The organism is Mesorhizobium sp. WSM4307, assembly GCF_007003945.1.
In the GTDB taxonomy this organism is placed as follows: Bacteria; Pseudomonadota; Alphaproteobacteria; order Rhizobiales; family Rhizobiaceae; genus Mesorhizobium.
On the sequence record NZ_VFTB01000008.1, the window covers coordinates 207,220 to 222,992 of the forward strand.

13 protein-coding genes are annotated in these 15,773 nt (G+C 63.7%); 10 read left to right on the forward strand and 3 right to left on the reverse strand.

Translation table 11 applies throughout. The annotated features are described in order from the left end of the window. Positions 1 to 38: 38 nt before the first annotated feature. The 4 genes from FJV83_RS20780 to FJV83_RS20795 are packed head-to-tail and all read left to right on the forward strand — an operon-like array spanning position 39 to position 3,415. Positions 39 to 1,220, forward strand: coding sequence for a glycosyltransferase family 87 protein (locus FJV83_RS20780; protein WP_095772559.1), 1,182 nt, complete (start codon positions 39 to 41; stop codon positions 1,218 to 1,220). Then, positions 1,195 to 2,193 (forward strand): glycosyltransferase family 2 protein, encoded by a 999-nt coding sequence (locus tag FJV83_RS20785; RefSeq protein ID WP_246691897.1) that lies wholly within the window; start codon positions 1,195 to 1,197, stop codon positions 2,191 to 2,193. Before FJV83_RS20780 ends, FJV83_RS20785 begins: the two co-directional genes overlap by 26 nt. Further along, positions 2,190 to 3,008, forward strand: coding sequence for a ChbG/HpnK family deacetylase (locus tag FJV83_RS20790; protein WP_095787021.1), 819 nt, complete (start codon positions 2,190 to 2,192; stop codon positions 3,006 to 3,008). The genes FJV83_RS20785 and FJV83_RS20790 overlap by 4 nt, the downstream gene beginning before the upstream one ends. Continuing rightward, entirely contained in the window at positions 3,005 to 3,415 is a 411-nt protein-coding gene (locus tag FJV83_RS20795; RefSeq protein WP_095772562.1) for a GtrA family protein, read from the forward strand. The genes FJV83_RS20790 and FJV83_RS20795 overlap by 4 nt, the downstream gene beginning before the upstream one ends. A 3-nt stretch (positions 3,416 to 3,418) precedes the next feature. On the opposite strand, the gene FJV83_RS20800 is transcribed toward FJV83_RS20795, so the two are convergent. The 3 genes from FJV83_RS20800 to FJV83_RS20810 all read right to left on the reverse strand — a co-directional run bounded on the left by FJV83_RS20800 (position 3,419) and on the right by FJV83_RS20810 (position 8,737). Beyond that, a complete protein-coding gene (locus FJV83_RS20800) occupies positions 3,419 to 6,550 on the reverse strand; it encodes an efflux RND transporter permease subunit (RefSeq protein ID WP_142884516.1) in 3,132 nt (1,043 codons plus the stop codon). Next, positions 6,547 to 7,707, reverse strand: a complete 1,161-nt coding sequence (locus tag FJV83_RS20805) for an efflux RND transporter periplasmic adaptor subunit (RefSeq protein ID WP_142884515.1) — start codon at positions 7,705 to 7,707, stop codon at positions 6,547 to 6,549. The genes FJV83_RS20800 and FJV83_RS20805 overlap by 4 nt, the downstream gene beginning before the upstream one ends. Positions 7,708 to 7,909: 202 nt before the next feature. Beyond that, on the reverse strand, positions 7,910 to 8,737 hold the full coding sequence (locus FJV83_RS20810; protein ID WP_095772564.1) for a MurR/RpiR family transcriptional regulator: 828 nt from the start codon (positions 8,735 to 8,737) through the stop codon (positions 7,910 to 7,912). 136 nt (positions 8,738 to 8,873) lie between these two features. Here FJV83_RS20810 and FJV83_RS20815 point away from each other — a divergent pair, with 136 nt between their 5' ends. The 6 genes from FJV83_RS20815 (at position 8,874) to FJV83_RS20840 (ending at position 15,691) form a co-directional block, all read left to right on the forward strand. After that, the gene (locus FJV83_RS20815; protein ID WP_095772565.1) at positions 8,874 to 9,692 is read left to right on the forward strand and encodes an N-formylglutamate amidohydrolase; all 819 of its coding nucleotides are present in this window, start codon (positions 8,874 to 8,876) and stop codon (positions 9,690 to 9,692) included. A gap of 20 nt (positions 9,693 to 9,712) precedes the next feature. Beyond that, a complete protein-coding gene (locus FJV83_RS20820; protein ID WP_142884514.1) occupies positions 9,713 to 11,275 on the forward strand; it encodes an amino acid permease in 1,563 nt (520 codons plus the stop codon). 87 nt (positions 11,276 to 11,362) lie between these two features. After that, positions 11,363 to 12,733: a glutamine synthetase family protein gene (locus FJV83_RS20825; RefSeq protein WP_095787016.1), complete on the forward strand. Its 1,371-nt coding sequence runs from the start codon at positions 11,363 to 11,365 to the stop codon at positions 12,731 to 12,733. A gap of 1 nt (position 12,734) precedes the next feature. Next, a complete protein-coding gene (locus FJV83_RS20830; RefSeq protein ID WP_095772568.1) occupies positions 12,735 to 13,097 on the forward strand; it encodes a hypothetical protein in 363 nt (120 codons plus the stop codon). 17 nt (positions 13,098 to 13,114) lie between these two features. Further along, positions 13,115 to 14,500, forward strand: coding sequence for an aldehyde dehydrogenase family protein (locus FJV83_RS20835; protein WP_142884513.1), 1,386 nt, complete (start codon positions 13,115 to 13,117; stop codon positions 14,498 to 14,500). 18 nt (positions 14,501 to 14,518) lie between these two features. Next, positions 14,519 to 15,691 (forward strand): iron-containing alcohol dehydrogenase, encoded by a 1,173-nt coding sequence (locus FJV83_RS20840; protein WP_095792644.1) that lies wholly within the window; start codon positions 14,519 to 14,521, stop codon positions 15,689 to 15,691. Positions 15,692 to 15,773 lie beyond the last annotated feature (82 nt).

Consider the following 15,773-nt stretch of genomic DNA (forward strand, 5'->3'; position numbering starts at 1 on the left):
GGGCAAGGGCTTGTTCCGGAATGTGTGGGGTGCCTTTGATGACGATTTCCAAGCCGGTTTTCGACCGTCTGGGACTTGGCCTGTGGATGGGAGCGTTCCTGGTCGTCCTTGCCATGATCCTGTGGTCACCCGACACGCGTTCGGTGTTGCAGGCCTACAGATACGGCAGTCAGGAATTCCTGGCCGGCCGGCCGCTCTACGATATCCAGTCCGAGATGGGATATCTCTACGCCCCGGCCTTTGCCGCGCTCTATGTTCCCATACTCGAGCTCGGACCGCATCTGGGTGGACTGGCGTGGCATATCATCGGTTTCGCGGTGCTGACCTACGCCGCGATGCGGCAGGTGCGCAGGCTCGGCGGCGGGGAATTGCCATGGCTGCTTTCCTACGGCCTGTTCCTTGCCTTGCCGATGGCACTGGGGGCGATCCGCAACGGCCAGGCGACGATCCTGCTGACCGGCGCCTGTTGGCTTCTCACCTTGTCGGCGCTCGAAGGGCGGCGTGCAGAAACCTTCTTCTGGGCTTCGGTCGCCATCATCGCCAAGCCGACCGCGATCATCATGCTTTTGCTGGTCGGCGCCCTGCGCCTGCGGCTGATACCGGTGCTGGTGCTGGCGGTGCTGTTCGTGCTCGCCTTGCCCTATGCGTTCGCTCCCGCGAGCTATCTCAACGACCAGTATCGTGTCTTTGGCGGGATGCTGACCTCGATGGCTGTCGACAATACCAGCCACTTTGTTCCCACCGACTTCACGGCGCCCTTCACCACAATCGGCTTGCCCCTCCCGGAATTCGGCGCAACCATCGTGCGTATCGTCATGGCCTTGTTCACGCTTTCATTCGTCATCTGGTTCGATCGCAAGCTCGAACGCGGGACGGCTGGTCTTGTCATCTTCCTGGCGGCGACGTTCTACATGTGCGTCTTCAACCCGCGCGTCGAGCCCAACACCTATGCCATGATCGCCGTGCCGGCCGGTCTCGCTATCGCCTTGTTGTGGCGCGAGGAACGGGGCGGCGTCCTGGCTTCGGTGCTGTCCGTGATGCTGTTCCTGACCGGATTGACGGGCGTCGAACGTCACATCCATGATTTCCTGTACCCCTGGTTCCGGCCGATCGCGGTGACCCTCATTGCCGGTCCCCTGATCTGGTGGTTCTGGGCCAGGGCGCGAGGCAAGGTGAGGGGAGTCAAGGTGATGAATGAAAGGCCTGTCGCAAATGGCTGAGGCGCGGCCCATTCTCGATATCGTCGCGCCGTTCTTGAACGAGGCGCAGTCGGCATCGGCCTTTGCCGCATTGCTCGACAAGCTCGAAGCGGAAGTGTCGCAGCGTTTCGGCATGGAAGTCCACAAGATTCTGGTGGACGACGGCAGCCGAGACGATGGCGCCGAGCGGTTTTCTCAGGCGCTGTCGGGTTCCTGGGAGATCGTCCGGCTCAGCCGCAATTTCGGCAAGGAGGTCGCGGTGCTCGCCGGCCTCGACCAGTCGCGCGGCGACATGGCGCTGGTCATGGACGCCGACCTCCAGCATTCGATGGACATCAGCCTGAAGATGATCGCCGAACTGGTGGAAAATCCGGATATCGACGTCGTCTACGCACAGAACGACCGCCGCGAGGCCAGTTGGCGGCGCAGCCAGCTGGCGAAGCTGTTCTACAGCCTGATCAACAGCAGCCAGCGTTTCGACATTCCAGAAAATGCCGGCGACTTCCGCGTCATGCGTGGCGCCGTGGTGCGCGCACTGACCAGCCTGCGTGACAAAAGGCGCTTCAACAAGGGCCTGTTCGCCTGGGCCGGCTTCCGCCAGAAGGCCATAAGCTATTCGCCGGAAAACCGTGTCACCGGCAAGTCGAAGTGGAGCCGGCTCAACCTGATCGCCTTCTCGCTGGAAGGGTTTACGTCCTTTTCTGTCATCCCGCTGCGCATCATCAGCCTGAGCGGGATGCTGGCGGCGCTGGCGGGGATCCTCTACGGAGCCAAGGTGTTCTTCGAGGTGCTGTTCTACGGCATCGCCGTCCCCGGCTATCCCAGCCTCATGGTCGCCGTCGTCCTGCTCGGCGGCCTCAACCTCACCTTGCTCGGCCTGATCGGCGAATATGTCTGGGTCACGCTTTCGGAAAGCAAGGACCGCCCGATCTATATCGTGCGCGACGTCGTGCGCGGCGTTTCGGACAGGCCGCCAGGCGCGTCCGGCGCATGACGCGGCGCATCCGCCTGATCGCCGACGATTACGGCCTGGCGCCCGGCGTTTCCGCCGGAATTCTCGACCTGCTCGATCGCGGCCGCCTGACCGGCACCAGTTGCATGACCGGCTTTCCGGAATGGCGTGATGCGGCGGCGCGCATAAAGCCGCTGCGCGGCCGCGCAGCGGTGGGGCTGCACTTGACCCTCACCGACCAGCCAGCCGTCACCGGCCGGTCGAGCCTGGCGCCGGAAGGCCGGCTGCCGCCGCTGCGTTCGCTGGCGCTGCCGGTGCTGCGCGCAAGCATTGACGAGCGCGATGTCCATGCCGAGCTGGACGCGCAGCACAGCCGCTTCGTCGAGGCGCTTGGCCGCCAGCCCGACTTCATCGACGGGCATCAGCACGTGCATTTCCTGCCCGTCGTGCGCACATGGCTGCGGGGGTGTTTTCCCGAAGCCGGCGGCCGGCCGGCGCTGCGTGGCGCTCCGGCGCTGGGCGATGCCGTCGTCGCGCCGAAGGTCGCGGCAATCGCCGCCGTGGCCGCCGGCTTCAACCGGTCGATGGCACGCGCCGGCTTTACCCTTTTCGAGCCGCTCGCCGGCATCTATGACTGGCGGCAGCCCGAACGGTTCGCGCCGGTTCTGCAGGCCGCCCTCGAGGCGCTGCCGGAACGAGGCCTGTTCATGTGCCATCCCGGCCATGTTGACGAGACGCTGCGGGCGCGCGACCCGATGCAAGGCGTGCGCGAGGTGGAATACGCGGTGCTGGCCTCCGACGCGTTCGGTGCGAGCCTCGCACGCGCCGGCGTCGAGATCATGGACGGCAAGGGATGAGCGGCGCCGACCAGCCCCGGCGTTCGACCGGCAGCAAGATCGTGCGCTTTGCCATTGTCGGACTGGCGAACACGGCCATCGACCTTGCCGGCTTTTTTCTGCTGCTCAAGCTGCATGTCCCGCCGCTGCCGGCCAATGTCGTCTCATGGTCGATCGCCGTCATCTTCTCTTTCTTGGCCAACGGCTTCTGGTCGTTCGAGCGCAACCAGGCCATCCGGCTGCATGACGCCTTCCTGCGTTTCGTCTCGCTTGGTGCGTTGATTTCGCTCGGCGTCTCCAGCCTGTCGATCGCACTTTTTGCCGGTATTGCCGGCGTGTGGCCGGCAAAGATCGGCGGTGTCATCGTGGCGGCGGTGCTGAATTTCCTTGCCGCGCGCTGGTCGATCGAAGGCCGGTTGCTGAAATAACGGCTACTGCGCCGGCTCCACACCGACATAGGCGGCTTCCTCGAGCTCGCGCTTCAGGCGTGTTTCCTCATGGGTCTTCGGTGTGACGAAGCGGCCAAGCAGGAGATAGGCGACCGGCGTCAGGAACAGTGTCGAGACGGTGGCCAGCCCCAGCCCGCCGACGATGACCCAGCCGAGCGCCACGCGTGCCTCGGCACCCGCGCCCGCCGCCAGCACCAGCGGCACGCCGCCAAGTATGGTGCAGATCATCGTCATCATCACTGGCCGCAGGCGGATGGTCGAAGCCTGCTCGATCGCCTCGCGCACGCCGAGCCCGCGATCGCGCAGCTGGTTGGCGAACTCGACGATCAGGATGCCGTTCTTCGCCATCACGCCGACCAGCAGCACCAGGCCGATCTGGCTGTAGGCGTTGAGGCTGGTGCCCGACAGCAGCAAGGCGAAGATGGCGCAGGCCAGGCCGAGCGGCACGGTCGCCACGATGATGACGGCGCTGACGAAGCTTTCGAACTGGGCGGCCAGCACCAGGAGGATGATGACCAGCGCAAAGCCGAAGATGGTGACCATGGCGCTGTTGGTTTCGCCCAGCGTGGCGGCTTCGGCCAGCGGCAGGATGCGGCTGCCCGGCGGCAAGAGCGGCGTGGCGATCGCCTCGGCGCGGCCCAGCGCGTCGCCAAGCGCGGAATTGCCCGAGAGGTTGGAGGTGATGGCCACCGATGGCTGCTGCTGTTCGCGCGACAGCGATGGTGGCACGGCGCGTTCGGTCAGCGTGGCTATGGTCGACATCGGCACGAAGCGGCCGTCTCCCGTCTTCAGGAAGACGTTTTCCAGATCGGTCGGATCGTTGATCGGATTGGTGGTCGAGACCAGTTTCACGCCATAGCTGCGGTCGGCGATGTAGACGTCGACGACATCGTTGCCGTCGAGCATGGCCTGCATGGTGTTGGCCAGCCCCGTGATGTCGATGCCGAGGTCTGAGGCGCGCTCGCGGTCGATGGCGACGGCCAGCTGCGGCTGCGTCGGGTCGATCGACAAGCGCGGCGTCTGGAAGCCCGGATCCTTCTGCATCTCGGCGATGATCTTCACCGCCGCGTCGCCGAGCGCCTTGCGGTCGTTGCCGACCAGCGCAAATTGCAGGCCGTTGCCGGCGCCGCGGATGCCGAGGCTGTTGGGCTGCACCGGGAAGATGCGCACGCTCGGCACCTGCCTGGTCAGCTGGCTGATCTCGGCCATGATCTCCTGCTGGCTGCGGCTGCGCTCGTTCCAGGGCGCCAGCGTCATCACCATGAAGCCGGAATTGTAGGAGCCGTTCTGGCCGGCATTCTCGAAGGTCGAGCGGATCTCGCCGGAATCGCGCATCGGCTGGATCAGCTTCTCGATCTTCTGCATCTGCTGCGTCGTGTAATCGAGGCTGACGCCTTGCGGCGCATTGATGCGCAACAGCACGGCCGCGCGGTCCTCGGTCGGCGTCAGTTCCTGGCGGATGGTGCCGAACAGGGTGAAGGCAGTGCCGGCAAACAGCACCGCGACCAGGACCACGATCCAGGGCGCATCGAGGCAAGCGTGCAGGGTGCGCCTGTAGGCGGTATTCAACACGCCGCCGATACGGGCGCCGAAGCCGTGGCCGCCCTCGTGGTGAAGTGAGGCGCCGGTCAGCATGCGCGAGGCGAGCATCGAGCAAAGCGTCAGCGCCACCACGCAGGACAGCAGCACCGACATGGCAAGCACGAAGCCGAATTCGCGGAACAGGCCGCCGGTCTGGCCGGGCAGGAAGGAGATCGGCACGAAGACGGCGACCAACGTCAGCGTCGTGGCAACGACGGCGAAAAACACTTCCTGCGCGCCGAGCACGGCGGCCGCACGCGGCCCCATGCCTTCGTTGCGCCGTCGCACGATGTTTTCAAGCACAACTATGGCGTCGTCGACGACAAGGCCCGTCGCCAGCACCATGGCGAGCAGCGTCAGGATGTTGACCGAGAAGCCGGCCAGATAGATGGCGGCGATGGTGCCGATCATGGCGACCGGCATCGACAGGCCGGGGATGAGCGTGGCGCGCCAGTCGAGCAGGAAGATGTAGATGACGATCAGCACCATGGTCACCGACAGGCCGAGCGCGATCTCGACCTCGTGGACCGCGCCCTTGACGAAGACGGCGTCGTCGCTGGTGATCTTGATCGCCATGCCCTTGGGCAGGTTTTCCTGCAGCTTGGCGACAGCGGCCTGAACGCCGGTCGAGATGTCCAAAGTGTTCGATTCCGCCTGGCGGATGATGCCGATGCCGATGCCGGTCTTGCCATCGGAACGCAGCGTGGTCTGGCCGACATCGGGGCCGAGCGTGACGGTGGCGATATCGCGGATGCGCGTCGTGCCGCCGATGATGATGTTTTCGAATTCCCCGGGCGTGGTCACGTCCGCCGTGGTGCGGACGATGAGGTCCTGGTTGGTCGTGGTGATCGATCCGGCAGGGGAATCGAAGGCGACCGACGCCAGGGCTGTCCGGAGGTCGGCGACGGTGAAGCCGAGGCTCGCGAGCTTGTTCTGGTCGACGTCGATGCGGAAGATCTTGTCGCGGTCGCCATAGACCTGGACGTCGGCGACGCCGGGCACGGCTGCCAGTTCGTCCTCGATCTGATCCTGCACCACCACGGTCATGTCCTGGACCGACATGTTGTCGGACGTCACAGCAAGCCGCATCACCGCATCGGAATTGGCATCGGCCTTGACGATGCGCGGCGGATCGGCGGTGTCCGGTATCTGGTTGGCGACGCGGCCGACGGCATCGCGCACGTCGGAGGCCGCGACGTTGAGGTCGACGCCGTCGTTGAATTCGATGGTGACGCGGCTCTGGCCGAACGAGGAGGAAGACGAGATCGACTTGACGCCGGAGACGCGGGCGACGGCACCTTCGATCGTGTCGGTGAGCTCGCGGTCGACGGTTTCGGCCGCGGCGCCCTGGAAGGTGGTGGAAACGGTGACCACGGCGCGGTCGACGTCCGGAAGTTCGCGGATCTCGACGCCGTAGAAGGCGGCGAGGCCGGCAACCGCGATGAGGACGTTGAGCACGAAGGCCATGACCGGCCTGCGGATGAACAGCGCGGTGAAGCCGGTATCGCCGGCGGCGTTGACGGGTCCGGTCATGAGCCTTCGGCGGTGTCGGCGGCGCGCTGCTCCTGGCCGGCGATGCGGACCTCGCCGCCCTCGCTGACGCTCTGCGTGCCTTCGGTGACCACCATGTCGCCGCTGTCGATCTCGGCATCGATCAGCACGGTCTCGGTGTTGCGCTGGATGATGCGCACCGGCACGCGCTTGGCCTTGCCGTCCTCGATCTGCCAGACATAGGCGCCGTCCGAGCCCCACAGGATCGCCAGCGGGCTAACGGCCGGGTAGGTCTCGCCAGGGAATTTCATGGTGATGGAGAATGACATTCCGGCGCGCAGCGAATCGGCGGGATTGGCGATCTTGGCCTTGACCAGCAACGTGCGGCTCTTCTCGTCGATGTGGTTGTCGATGGCCGAGACCGTGCCGGTATAGGCGCTGCTCGGATTGGCGATCGGCGTCGCCGTCAGTTGCGCGCCGACCTTGACGGCGGCGGCGAAGCGCTCGGGCACCTGGAAATCAACCAGGATCGAGGAGCGGTCGTCGAGCGTGGCGATGGCCGACTGGTTTGTCACGTAGTTGCCGGCCGAGATCGGCAGGATGCCGACGGTGCCTGATATTGGCGCCAAAATGGAGCGGCGCTGCAGCGCAAGCTCGGCGTCCTGCAGCGCCAGCTTGGCGCCCGCCAGAATCACCTCTGCATCAGCGACGGCGACCGGCGTCGCGGCATTGGAAGCGCGCAGCGATTTGACGCGGTCGAGCTTGGACTGCGCATCCTGCAAGGCGAGCTTGGCGCGGTTCTGTGCGATGATCTCGGTCTCGGAATCGAGCGTCGCGATCATCTGTCCCTTGTCGATATGGCCGCCGGATTCGACCAGCAATTCTGCAAGGCGGCCGGAACTGTAGGGATTGACGGTCACCGAAGCGTTGGCGCGGCCGGTGCCGATCGCCTGCAGGCGGTCGTTGATGACAGCCGAGGCGGCCGGCGATGCAACGATGGTGGCAATCCGGAGGCCGTTGCGCCCTGCCTGCCGGGAGCCAGCCGCCGCAGTGTGCTGCGCCGAAGGTGTCGCGCCATAAGCCCAGTCGATGCCCCAACGCGCCAGCACTTGAGGAGCGCCGGGGTAGAAGCGCGCCCACACAGCCGCTGCTGCGACCACGACCACAAACGCAAGGACAATCTGTTTCCAGCTCGGCATCGACACTCCAGCGGCAAGAATCGCCTGCCGGTTCCAGACGGAAGCGGATGCAGCGACGATACGGGCTGGCGGCGAAAACCGGCCACGCCACATCCCGGTATCAGCGGTTTATGGCAATTATCACGCAATCGTGCACATTAAATCTCGGTAACGTGAATTCGAGATGCCCGCCTGGAACGGATGCGATTGGCAGGTGACCTTGCTAACGCAGACCTTCCATCTCGCGGATGCGCCGGGCGCCGTCGGCCTCGAGCTGTCTGGTGACGGCGCCGATCAGCGTTTCGGCGACGACGAAGAGCGCGGCCGAGGAATCCCAGGCGGAAGGCACCGCGGTTCGTCCGGCGATGACATGGCGGGCAAACCGGGCGATCGGCGACAACCACTGGTCGGTGAACAGCACGATCTGGACGCCGCGCTGATGCGCCTTTTCGGCGAAGCGGACGAGGCTGTCCTGGTAGCGCCGGATGTCGAAGATCACCAGAACGTCGCGCTTGCCCATGTCGATCAGCCGGTCGCGCCACATGCTCTCCTGGCCGGCTAGGTGAAAGACGTCGGGCTGGATGACGGCAAGGTGGGCGGCCATGTAGCGCGCCAGCGGATCGGTGAAGCGGCCGCCGATGAGGAATGTCTTGCCACGCCGGTCGGCAAGTCGTGCCGCGATGTCCGCCAGCTGCTTGTCGGAGAGGTGGCGAAAGGTCTCGCGCATATTGTCGAGCGTCGCTTCCAGCATCGGCGAGACCGTGCCGCCGCCGGGCGAGGGCGGGTTGAGCGTTCGTATTGCCGGCGACTGCAGCTGCGCCGCCAATTCGTCCTGCAGGCTCGACTGGAACTCCGGATAGTTCTGGAAGCCGAGCCGGGCCACGAAGCGCAGGATCGTCGGCGAGGAGACGCCGGCCGCAGTCGAGAATTCGGCGACCGTCTTCAGGCCGATCATCGGATAGCTGGCGATCAGCGTCTGCGCCGCGCGCCGTTCGCCGGCCGGCATCGTGCCGATGCGGTCGGCTATCAGTTCGGCAATGCTGGAAATCATCTTTTCCCCCACCCCTTGGCCTGGCCCATGAGATCGCATTTGACAAAGCCTGGTAAACTGTATGAAATCATCCATAGGGACGCAATGAGGCAAAATACGTAACATACGATACAGCGCTCCCCGGGGACGACAGACTATGGAGAAAGCACGGCCCGCCAGCCTTGCATCGCCCGATACCGTGAGGGTCACGAACCCGGGCGGATCGAGCCCTTTCGTGCTGACTTGCGACCACGCCTCCAATTTCCTGCCCGCCGAATTCGGCACGCTCGGCCTTGCCGCCGAAGACCTGTCCCGCCACATCGCCTGGGATCCAGGCGCGCTGCCGGTGGCAACGCGCATGGCGCAAGCGCTCGATGCGACGCTGGTCGAAACCCGCATTTCGCGTCTGGTCATCGACTGCAACCGGCCGCTCGACGCGCCGGACCTCGTGCCGCCGGTCAGCGAGACGACATCCATACCGGGCAATGCCGGCCTGTCGGAAAAGCAGCGCGCGGCACGGATCGCCCTGTCATGGCAGCCATTTCACGGCACCATCGAACGCATCGTCGAGGAACGGCTGGCGCGCGGCCAGGAGACCCGGCTGGTGTCCGTGCATTCCTTCACACCGGTCTACAAGGGCCGCGACCGGCCCTGGCATATCGGCATCATCCATGACGAGGATCGCCGGCTGGCGTCGCCACTGATATCGGCGCTCAAGCGGCTTGCCGGCATCACCGTCGGTGTCAACGAGCCCTATTCGCCGGCCGACCGCGTCTATTTCACGCTGGAACGGCATGCACGCTCGCGCGGGTTGCCCTGCGCGATGATCGAAATCCGCAACGATGAAATCTCCGGTGAGACCGGGCAGCGGAAATGGGCGGATCTGCTCACCGGCATATTTTCGAATCTGGAGCCCGAGGAGGCCAGGGGCTCCCGACAACGCGCCATGGGAAAGTCAGTTCAATCGGCCAGCTAAAAACCAAATAGGGGACTAAAATGTCAGCGCAAGACTACACAGAAGTCGACAAGCACGAGGACCTAAAGGTTCTCCACGGGATGGGCTACGCCCAGGAATTGTCGCGAAGCATGAGCCGCTTCTCGAATTTCGCGATATCGTTCTCGATTATTTGCATTCTGTCGGGCGGCATCAATTCCTTCGCCCAGGCCATCTCGTCGATCGGAGGCGCCGGCGCCGGCATCGGCTGGATCGTCGGCTGCGCCGTGTCCGGATTCTTCGCCCTTGCCATGGCGCAGATCGCATCCGCATTTCCGACCGCGGGCGGCCTCTACCACTGGTCGTCGATTCTTGGAAACCGCTTCACCGGCTGGCTTACCGCCTGGCTCAATCTGCTCGGGCTGATCACCGTGCTCGGTGCCATCAATATCGGCACCGCATTCTTCTTCGTTGGTACGTTCGGAAGCTGGTTCGGCATCACCGGCACGCCGGGCGAGATCGTCGGATTTGTTGCCATCATCACGGTCATCCAGGCGCTCTGCAATCATTTCGGCATCAGACTGACTGCCATGCTGACGGATGCCTCTGGCTTCCTGATCCTCGGCGCCACGGCCGTGCTGATCGTGGCCTGCCTCGTGTTTGCTCCGGCGATCGACGTCACGCGGCTGTGGACCTTCACCAACTATTCCGGCGATGCCGGCGGCGGCGTTTTCCCGCAGTCGGATTCCATGACCTATCTGTTCCTGCTCTGCCTGCTGCTGCCGGTCTATACGATCACCGGTTATGATGCGTCGGCGCACACTTCGGAAGAAACCCTGAAGGCGGCGCACTCCGTGCCGCGGGCGATCATCTCGTCGGTGCTGTGGTCGTCGCTGATCGGCTGGGTGATGGTTTGCGCGATCACTCTGGCCATTCCGGACCTGGCGGCAGGTGCCAAGCAGGGCTGGAGCGTGTTCTTCTCGACCATGGACACAATCCTGCCGGTTTGGCTCAAGGAACTGCTCTACCTTGCGATCCTGATCTCGCAGTTTCTGTGCGGCCTTGCGACCGTCACCTCCGCCTCGCGGATGCTGTTTGCGTTCTCGCGTGACGGCGGCATGCCCGTCGGATCGGCCGGACTGGCGAAGGTCTCGCCGAAATATCGCACTCCCGTCAACGCGATCTGGACGGCCGCGATTCTTGAGATCGTCTATGTTTTCCTGGCCCAGTTCATCTCGATCGGCGGTACAAACATCTACACCATCGTCGTCAACTCGACGCTGGTCTTCCTGTTCCTGTCCTTCACCATTCCGATTGTGCTCGGCATGATGACTTTCGGAACCGCCAAATGGCCGAATCCCGGACCGTGGAATCTCGGCAGCGGCCTGTTCAAACTATTCTGCCTCCTGTCCGTCATCGGCATGGCGATTATCTTCTACATCGCCGTCCAGCCGCCGAACGACAAGGTGCTCTACATTACCATCGGCTTCCTCGTGCTGACCGCGGTGCTCTGGTACGGCTTCGAGAACCGCCGCTTCCAGGGGCCGCCGATTGGCGACCAGATCGCAGCGCGTCAGGCGGCGATCAAGGCCGCCGAACAGGCGGTCGGCGAGACCGGAAACTGATACTTTTCTTCATGACCATGGCCGGCATCGTGCCGGCCATGGTTTCGTTACTCCCTCTCAATCGACCAGCGCTGGAGTGCCACAGGAATGGCCGGAAATTTCTCGTTCGATCAGTTGAAGAAAGCGGTCTCCGGCGGTGAGATCGACACGGTGCTGGCCTGCATCGTCGACATGCAGGGGCGGCTCGCGGGAAAGCGGTTCCTGGCGCAGTATTTCGTCGATTCCGCGCATGACGAGACGCATGGCTGCAACTATCTCCTGGCCGCCGACATCGATATGGAGCCGGTGCCGGGCTACAAGGCGGCAAGCTGGTCGAAGGGCTATGGCGATTTCGTCATGAAGCCGGATCTCGCCACGCTGCGGCGCATTCCATGGTTGGAAAAGACGGCGCTGGTGATCTGCGACGTGCTCGATCACCACGACCATGAGGATTTGGCACACTCGCCCCGCGCCATCCTGAAGAAGCAGGTCAAGCGGCTCTCCGAGCGCGGCTATATCGGCTACTTTGCCTCCGAGCTCGAATTCTACCTGTTCAGCGAGACCTACGACTCGGCCCGCAAGAAGCACTGGCAGGGCCTCGACACCGCCTCGCCCTATATCGGCGACTACCAGATCGGCATCACCACCAAGGAAGAAGGCGTCATGCGCCGGCTTCGCAACGAGATGGAAGCGGCCGGCATTCCGATCGAGAACTCCAAGGGCGAATGGGGTCCCGGCCAGGAAGAGATCAATGTGCGCTATGCCGAGGCGCTCGACATGGCCGACCGCCACGTCATCCTGAAGAACGGCGCCAAGGAGATCGCCGAGTCCGAGGGCAAGGCGATCTCTTTCATGTCCAAGTACAATTACGGGCTCGCCGGCAACTCCAGCCACATCCACAATTCGCTGTGGAGCGCCGACGGGAAGACGCCGCTGTTCTTCGACAAGAAGGCTGACTGGACGCTGTCGACGCTCGGCCAGCAATGGGCGGCGGGGCAGTTGAAATACGCCAAGGAGTTCACCTGGTTCCTGGCGCCGTACATCAATTCCTACAAGCGCTTCCAGGCGGGCACCTTCGCGCCGACCAAGATCATGTGGAGCGAGGACAACCGCACCGCCGGCTTCCGCCTGTGCGGCGAGGGCACCAAGGGCATCCGCATGGAATGCCGCATCGGCGGCGCCGACCTGAACCCCTATCTCGCCTTCGCGGCGCTGATCGCCGCCGGCCTTGCCGGCATCGACGAGAAGCTCGAACTGCAAAAACCTTTCGTCGGCGATGCCTATCAGGCTTCGCGCCTCCCGGAGATTCCCAAAACGCTGCGCGACGCCACCGAGACGCTGGCCAAGTCGAAGATGCTGAAACAGGCGCTCGGCGAGGACGTGCTCGAACATTATGTCCACACCGCCAAGTGGGAGCAGTTGGAATACGACCGCCGCATTACGGATTGGGAACTGCACAGGGGGTTCGAGCGGTACTAAGATGGATTGGAACAAGCGCCATCGCGGCTACGACATGTCGGCGGCGGAATGGGTTGCGCGCGTTCCAAATGAACTTGACGTTGATGCCGTCGGCTTGTGGCAGATAATTCCGGTCGGGCGGCACGAATTCGGTCTCGACGGTGTGGACTTGGAAACGTTCACTAAGGCGGCCCTGAAGGGCCTCCTGGCAAAGGGAGCGATCCCGATTACCGGTCGGGACAAGATCTGGGTGGCGGAACACAAGTATGGGTCAAGACCGGAAGAGATAATCGAGACTGTCGTGAAAATTTGGCTGTCGAAAAATATGCGCGAACCAGACGTTGGAGACGTCTGGTTCGGCACGTCGGTTGTGTTGGAAGAATGAAGTTCAGGAGCGTTTAATTGGAAACCGTAAAACTCAAATCCCCAATCGATGGTTCGATCTATGCCGAGCGGCCCGTGGCAACGGACCAGGCGGTCAACGCCGCGGTCGAGCGCGCCAAGGCGGCGCAGGAGAAGTGGGCGCAGGTACCGATCGTCGAGCGCGGCAAGTACATTCTCGCGATGCTCGAAGCGCTGGTGGCGATGACCGACGAGATCGTGCCGGAGATCGCCTGGCAGATGGGACGTCCGGTGCGCTATGGCGGCGAGTTCGGCGGTGTCAAGGAACGCAGCAATTACATGGTCGAGATCGCCGAGCTGGCGCTGAAATCCGTGCCGGCCTCAAACCCGAAGGATGGGTTTCGCCGCTATGTGAAGAAGGATCCGCTCGGCGTCGTCATGGTGATCGCGCCGTGGAACTATCCTTACCTGACCGCCGTCAACACCGTCGTGCCGGCGCTGATGGCCGGCAATGCCGTCATCCTCAAGCATGCCGCACAGACGCTGCTCGTCGGCGAGCGTTTTCAGCAGGCCTTCGACAAAGCCGGCCTGCCAAAGGGCGTGTTCCAGAATGTCGTGCTCAACCACGCGCAGACTGAAAAGCTGCTCGGCTCAGGCAAGATCGACCATGTGAACTTTACCGGTTCGGTCGGCGGCGGCCGCGCCATCGAAAAGGCGGCGGCCGGCACTTTCATGACGCTCGGCCTCGAGCTTGGCGGCAAGGACCCGGCCTATGTGCTGCCCGACGCCAAGATGGACCATGCGGTTGCCAATCTGGTCGACGGTGCCTTCTACAATTCCGGCCAGTGCTGCTGCGGCATCGAGCGCGTCTACGTGCACGAGAAGGTCTATGACGAGTTCGTCGAAGGCTTCATCGCCGAGACGAAAAACTATGTCGTCGGCAATCCGCTGGAGCAGGCGACGACGATGGGGCCGATGGCGCAGGCGCGTTTCGCTGACCTGATCCGCGAGCAGAAGGCCGAAGCGCTGCGCAAGGGCGCCAAGGCGCACATCAACATGAAGGTGGCTGACGACAAGGCCGGTTCGCCCTATCTGGCGCCGGAAGTGCTGACCGAAGTCGACCACCAGATGAGCGTCATGCGCGAGGAAAGCTTTGGCCCGATCGTCGGCATCATGAAGGTGCGCAACGACGAGGAGGCGATCGCGCTGATGAACGACAGCGCCTATGGGCTGACCGCCTCGATCTGGACGCGCGATACCGAACACGCGGTGGCGATCGGCAACCGCGTCGAGACCGGCACGGTATTCATGAACCGCTGCGACTACCTCGATCCGGCGCTGGTCTGGACCGGCGTCAAGGACACCGGCAAGGGCGCGGGACTGTCGGCCATCGGCTACGACAACCTGACTCGGCCGAAATCCTTCCACCTGCGCGAAGCCATCTGATTTTTCGAAAGACAAAAAATGTCCAAGCTGATCTCCAAATGGAACTACCCCACCACCGTCCGTTTCGGCGCCGGGCGCATCAAGGAACTCCCAGAGGTGCTTGCAGCCACCGGTATCAAGCGGCCGCTCTTCGTCACCGATCCGGGCCTGGCGAAACTGCCGGTCGTCGCTTCGACGCTGAAAATCCTCGACGACGCCAAGGTGCCTTACGGTGTGTTTTCCGAGGTGAAGCCGAACCCGGTCGATTCCAACCTCACCGCCGGCATCGCCGTGTTCAAGAAGGGCAAGCATGACGGCGTCATCGCCTTCGGCGGCGGCTCGGCGCTCGATCTTGGCAAGCTGATCGCCTTCCAGGCCGGCCAGACGCGGCCGGTGTGGGATTTCGAGGATGTCGGCGACTGGTGGACGCGCGCCAATTCGGATGCGATTGCCCCGATCATCGCCGTGCCGACCACGGCCGGCACCGGGTCGGAAGTCGGCCGCGCCGGCGTCATCACCAATGAGGAGACCCACACCAAGAAGGTCATCTTCCATCCGAAGCTCTTGCCGGCGATCGTCATCGCCGATCCGGAACTGTCGGTCGGCATGCCCGCTTTCATCACCGCCGGCACCGGCATGGATGCGCTTGCCCACTGCCTCGAGGCCTATTGCGCGCCGGGTTACCATCCGATGGCCGACGGCATCGCGGTGGAGGGCATCCGGCTGGTGTTCGAGAACCTGCCGAAGGCCTATGCCAACGGCAAGGACCTGGTCGCGCGCGCTCATATGATGAGCGCGGCCGCCATGGGTGCCGCCGCTTTCCAGAAGGGGCTGGGTGCCATCCACTCGCTGTCGCATCCGATCGGCGCGCTCTACGACACCCATCACGGCATGACCAACGCGGTGTTCATGCCCTATGTGCTCGCCTTCAACCGTGACTCCATCGAGGAGCGTATCGCCCGGCTCGCCGCCTATTGCGGCATCAAGGGCGGCTTCGACGGCTTCGCCAAGGCGATCATCAAACTGCGCAAGGAGTTGAAGGTGCCGCACGCGCTGCCGGGCCTGATCAAGGGGCTCGACATGGACAAGAAGCGCAAGGCGCTGATCGCCGACATGGCGGTGGTCGATCCGACTGCCGGCGGCAACCCCGTCAAGCTGACCAAGAAGGCGGCGCTGACGCTGCTGGAAAACGCCATCGCCGGCACGATCTGAGACGCTTTCCGCATGGAAAATTGATCTGAAAAAGGGGCAGAAAAACAAGGGGAGGAGATGAAGGGCAAGGCACAAACTAATT

What these genes read in the sequence shown, in the direction of transcription:
- FJV83_RS20785 (WP_246691897.1), top strand. Translation starts at nt 1,195, where the DNA reads ATGAAAGGCCTGTCGCAAATGGCTGAGGCGCGGCCCATTCTCGATATC.
- FJV83_RS20825 (WP_095787016.1), top strand. Translation starts at nt 11,363, where the DNA reads ATGGCCGGAAATTTCTCGTTCGATCAGTTGAAGAAAGCGGTCTCCGGC.
- FJV83_RS20795 (WP_095772562.1), top strand. Translation starts at nt 3,005, where the DNA reads ATGAGCGGCGCCGACCAGCCCCGGCGTTCGACCGGCAGCAAGATCGTG.
- FJV83_RS20815 (WP_095772565.1), top strand. Translation starts at nt 8,874, where the DNA reads ATGGAGAAAGCACGGCCCGCCAGCCTTGCATCGCCCGATACCGTGAGG.
- FJV83_RS20790 (WP_095787021.1), top strand. Translation starts at nt 2,190, where the DNA reads ATGACGCGGCGCATCCGCCTGATCGCCGACGATTACGGCCTGGCGCCC.
- FJV83_RS20780 (WP_095772559.1), top strand. Translation starts at nt 39, where the DNA reads ATGACGATTTCCAAGCCGGTTTTCGACCGTCTGGGACTTGGCCTGTGG.
- FJV83_RS20800 (WP_142884516.1), bottom strand. Translation starts at nt 6,550, where the DNA reads ATGACCGGACCCGTCAACGCCGCCGGCGATACCGGCTTCACCGCGCTG.
- FJV83_RS20810 (WP_095772564.1), bottom strand. Translation starts at nt 8,737, where the DNA reads ATGATTTCCAGCATTGCCGAACTGATAGCCGACCGCATCGGCACGATG.
- FJV83_RS20830 (WP_095772568.1), top strand. Translation starts at nt 12,735, where the DNA reads ATGGATTGGAACAAGCGCCATCGCGGCTACGACATGTCGGCGGCGGAA.
- FJV83_RS20840 (WP_095792644.1), top strand. Translation starts at nt 14,519, where the DNA reads ATGTCCAAGCTGATCTCCAAATGGAACTACCCCACCACCGTCCGTTTC.
- FJV83_RS20820 (WP_142884514.1), top strand. Translation starts at nt 9,713, where the DNA reads ATGTCAGCGCAAGACTACACAGAAGTCGACAAGCACGAGGACCTAAAG.
- FJV83_RS20805 (WP_142884515.1), bottom strand. Translation starts at nt 7,707, where the DNA reads ATGCCGAGCTGGAAACAGATTGTCCTTGCGTTTGTGGTCGTGGTCGCA.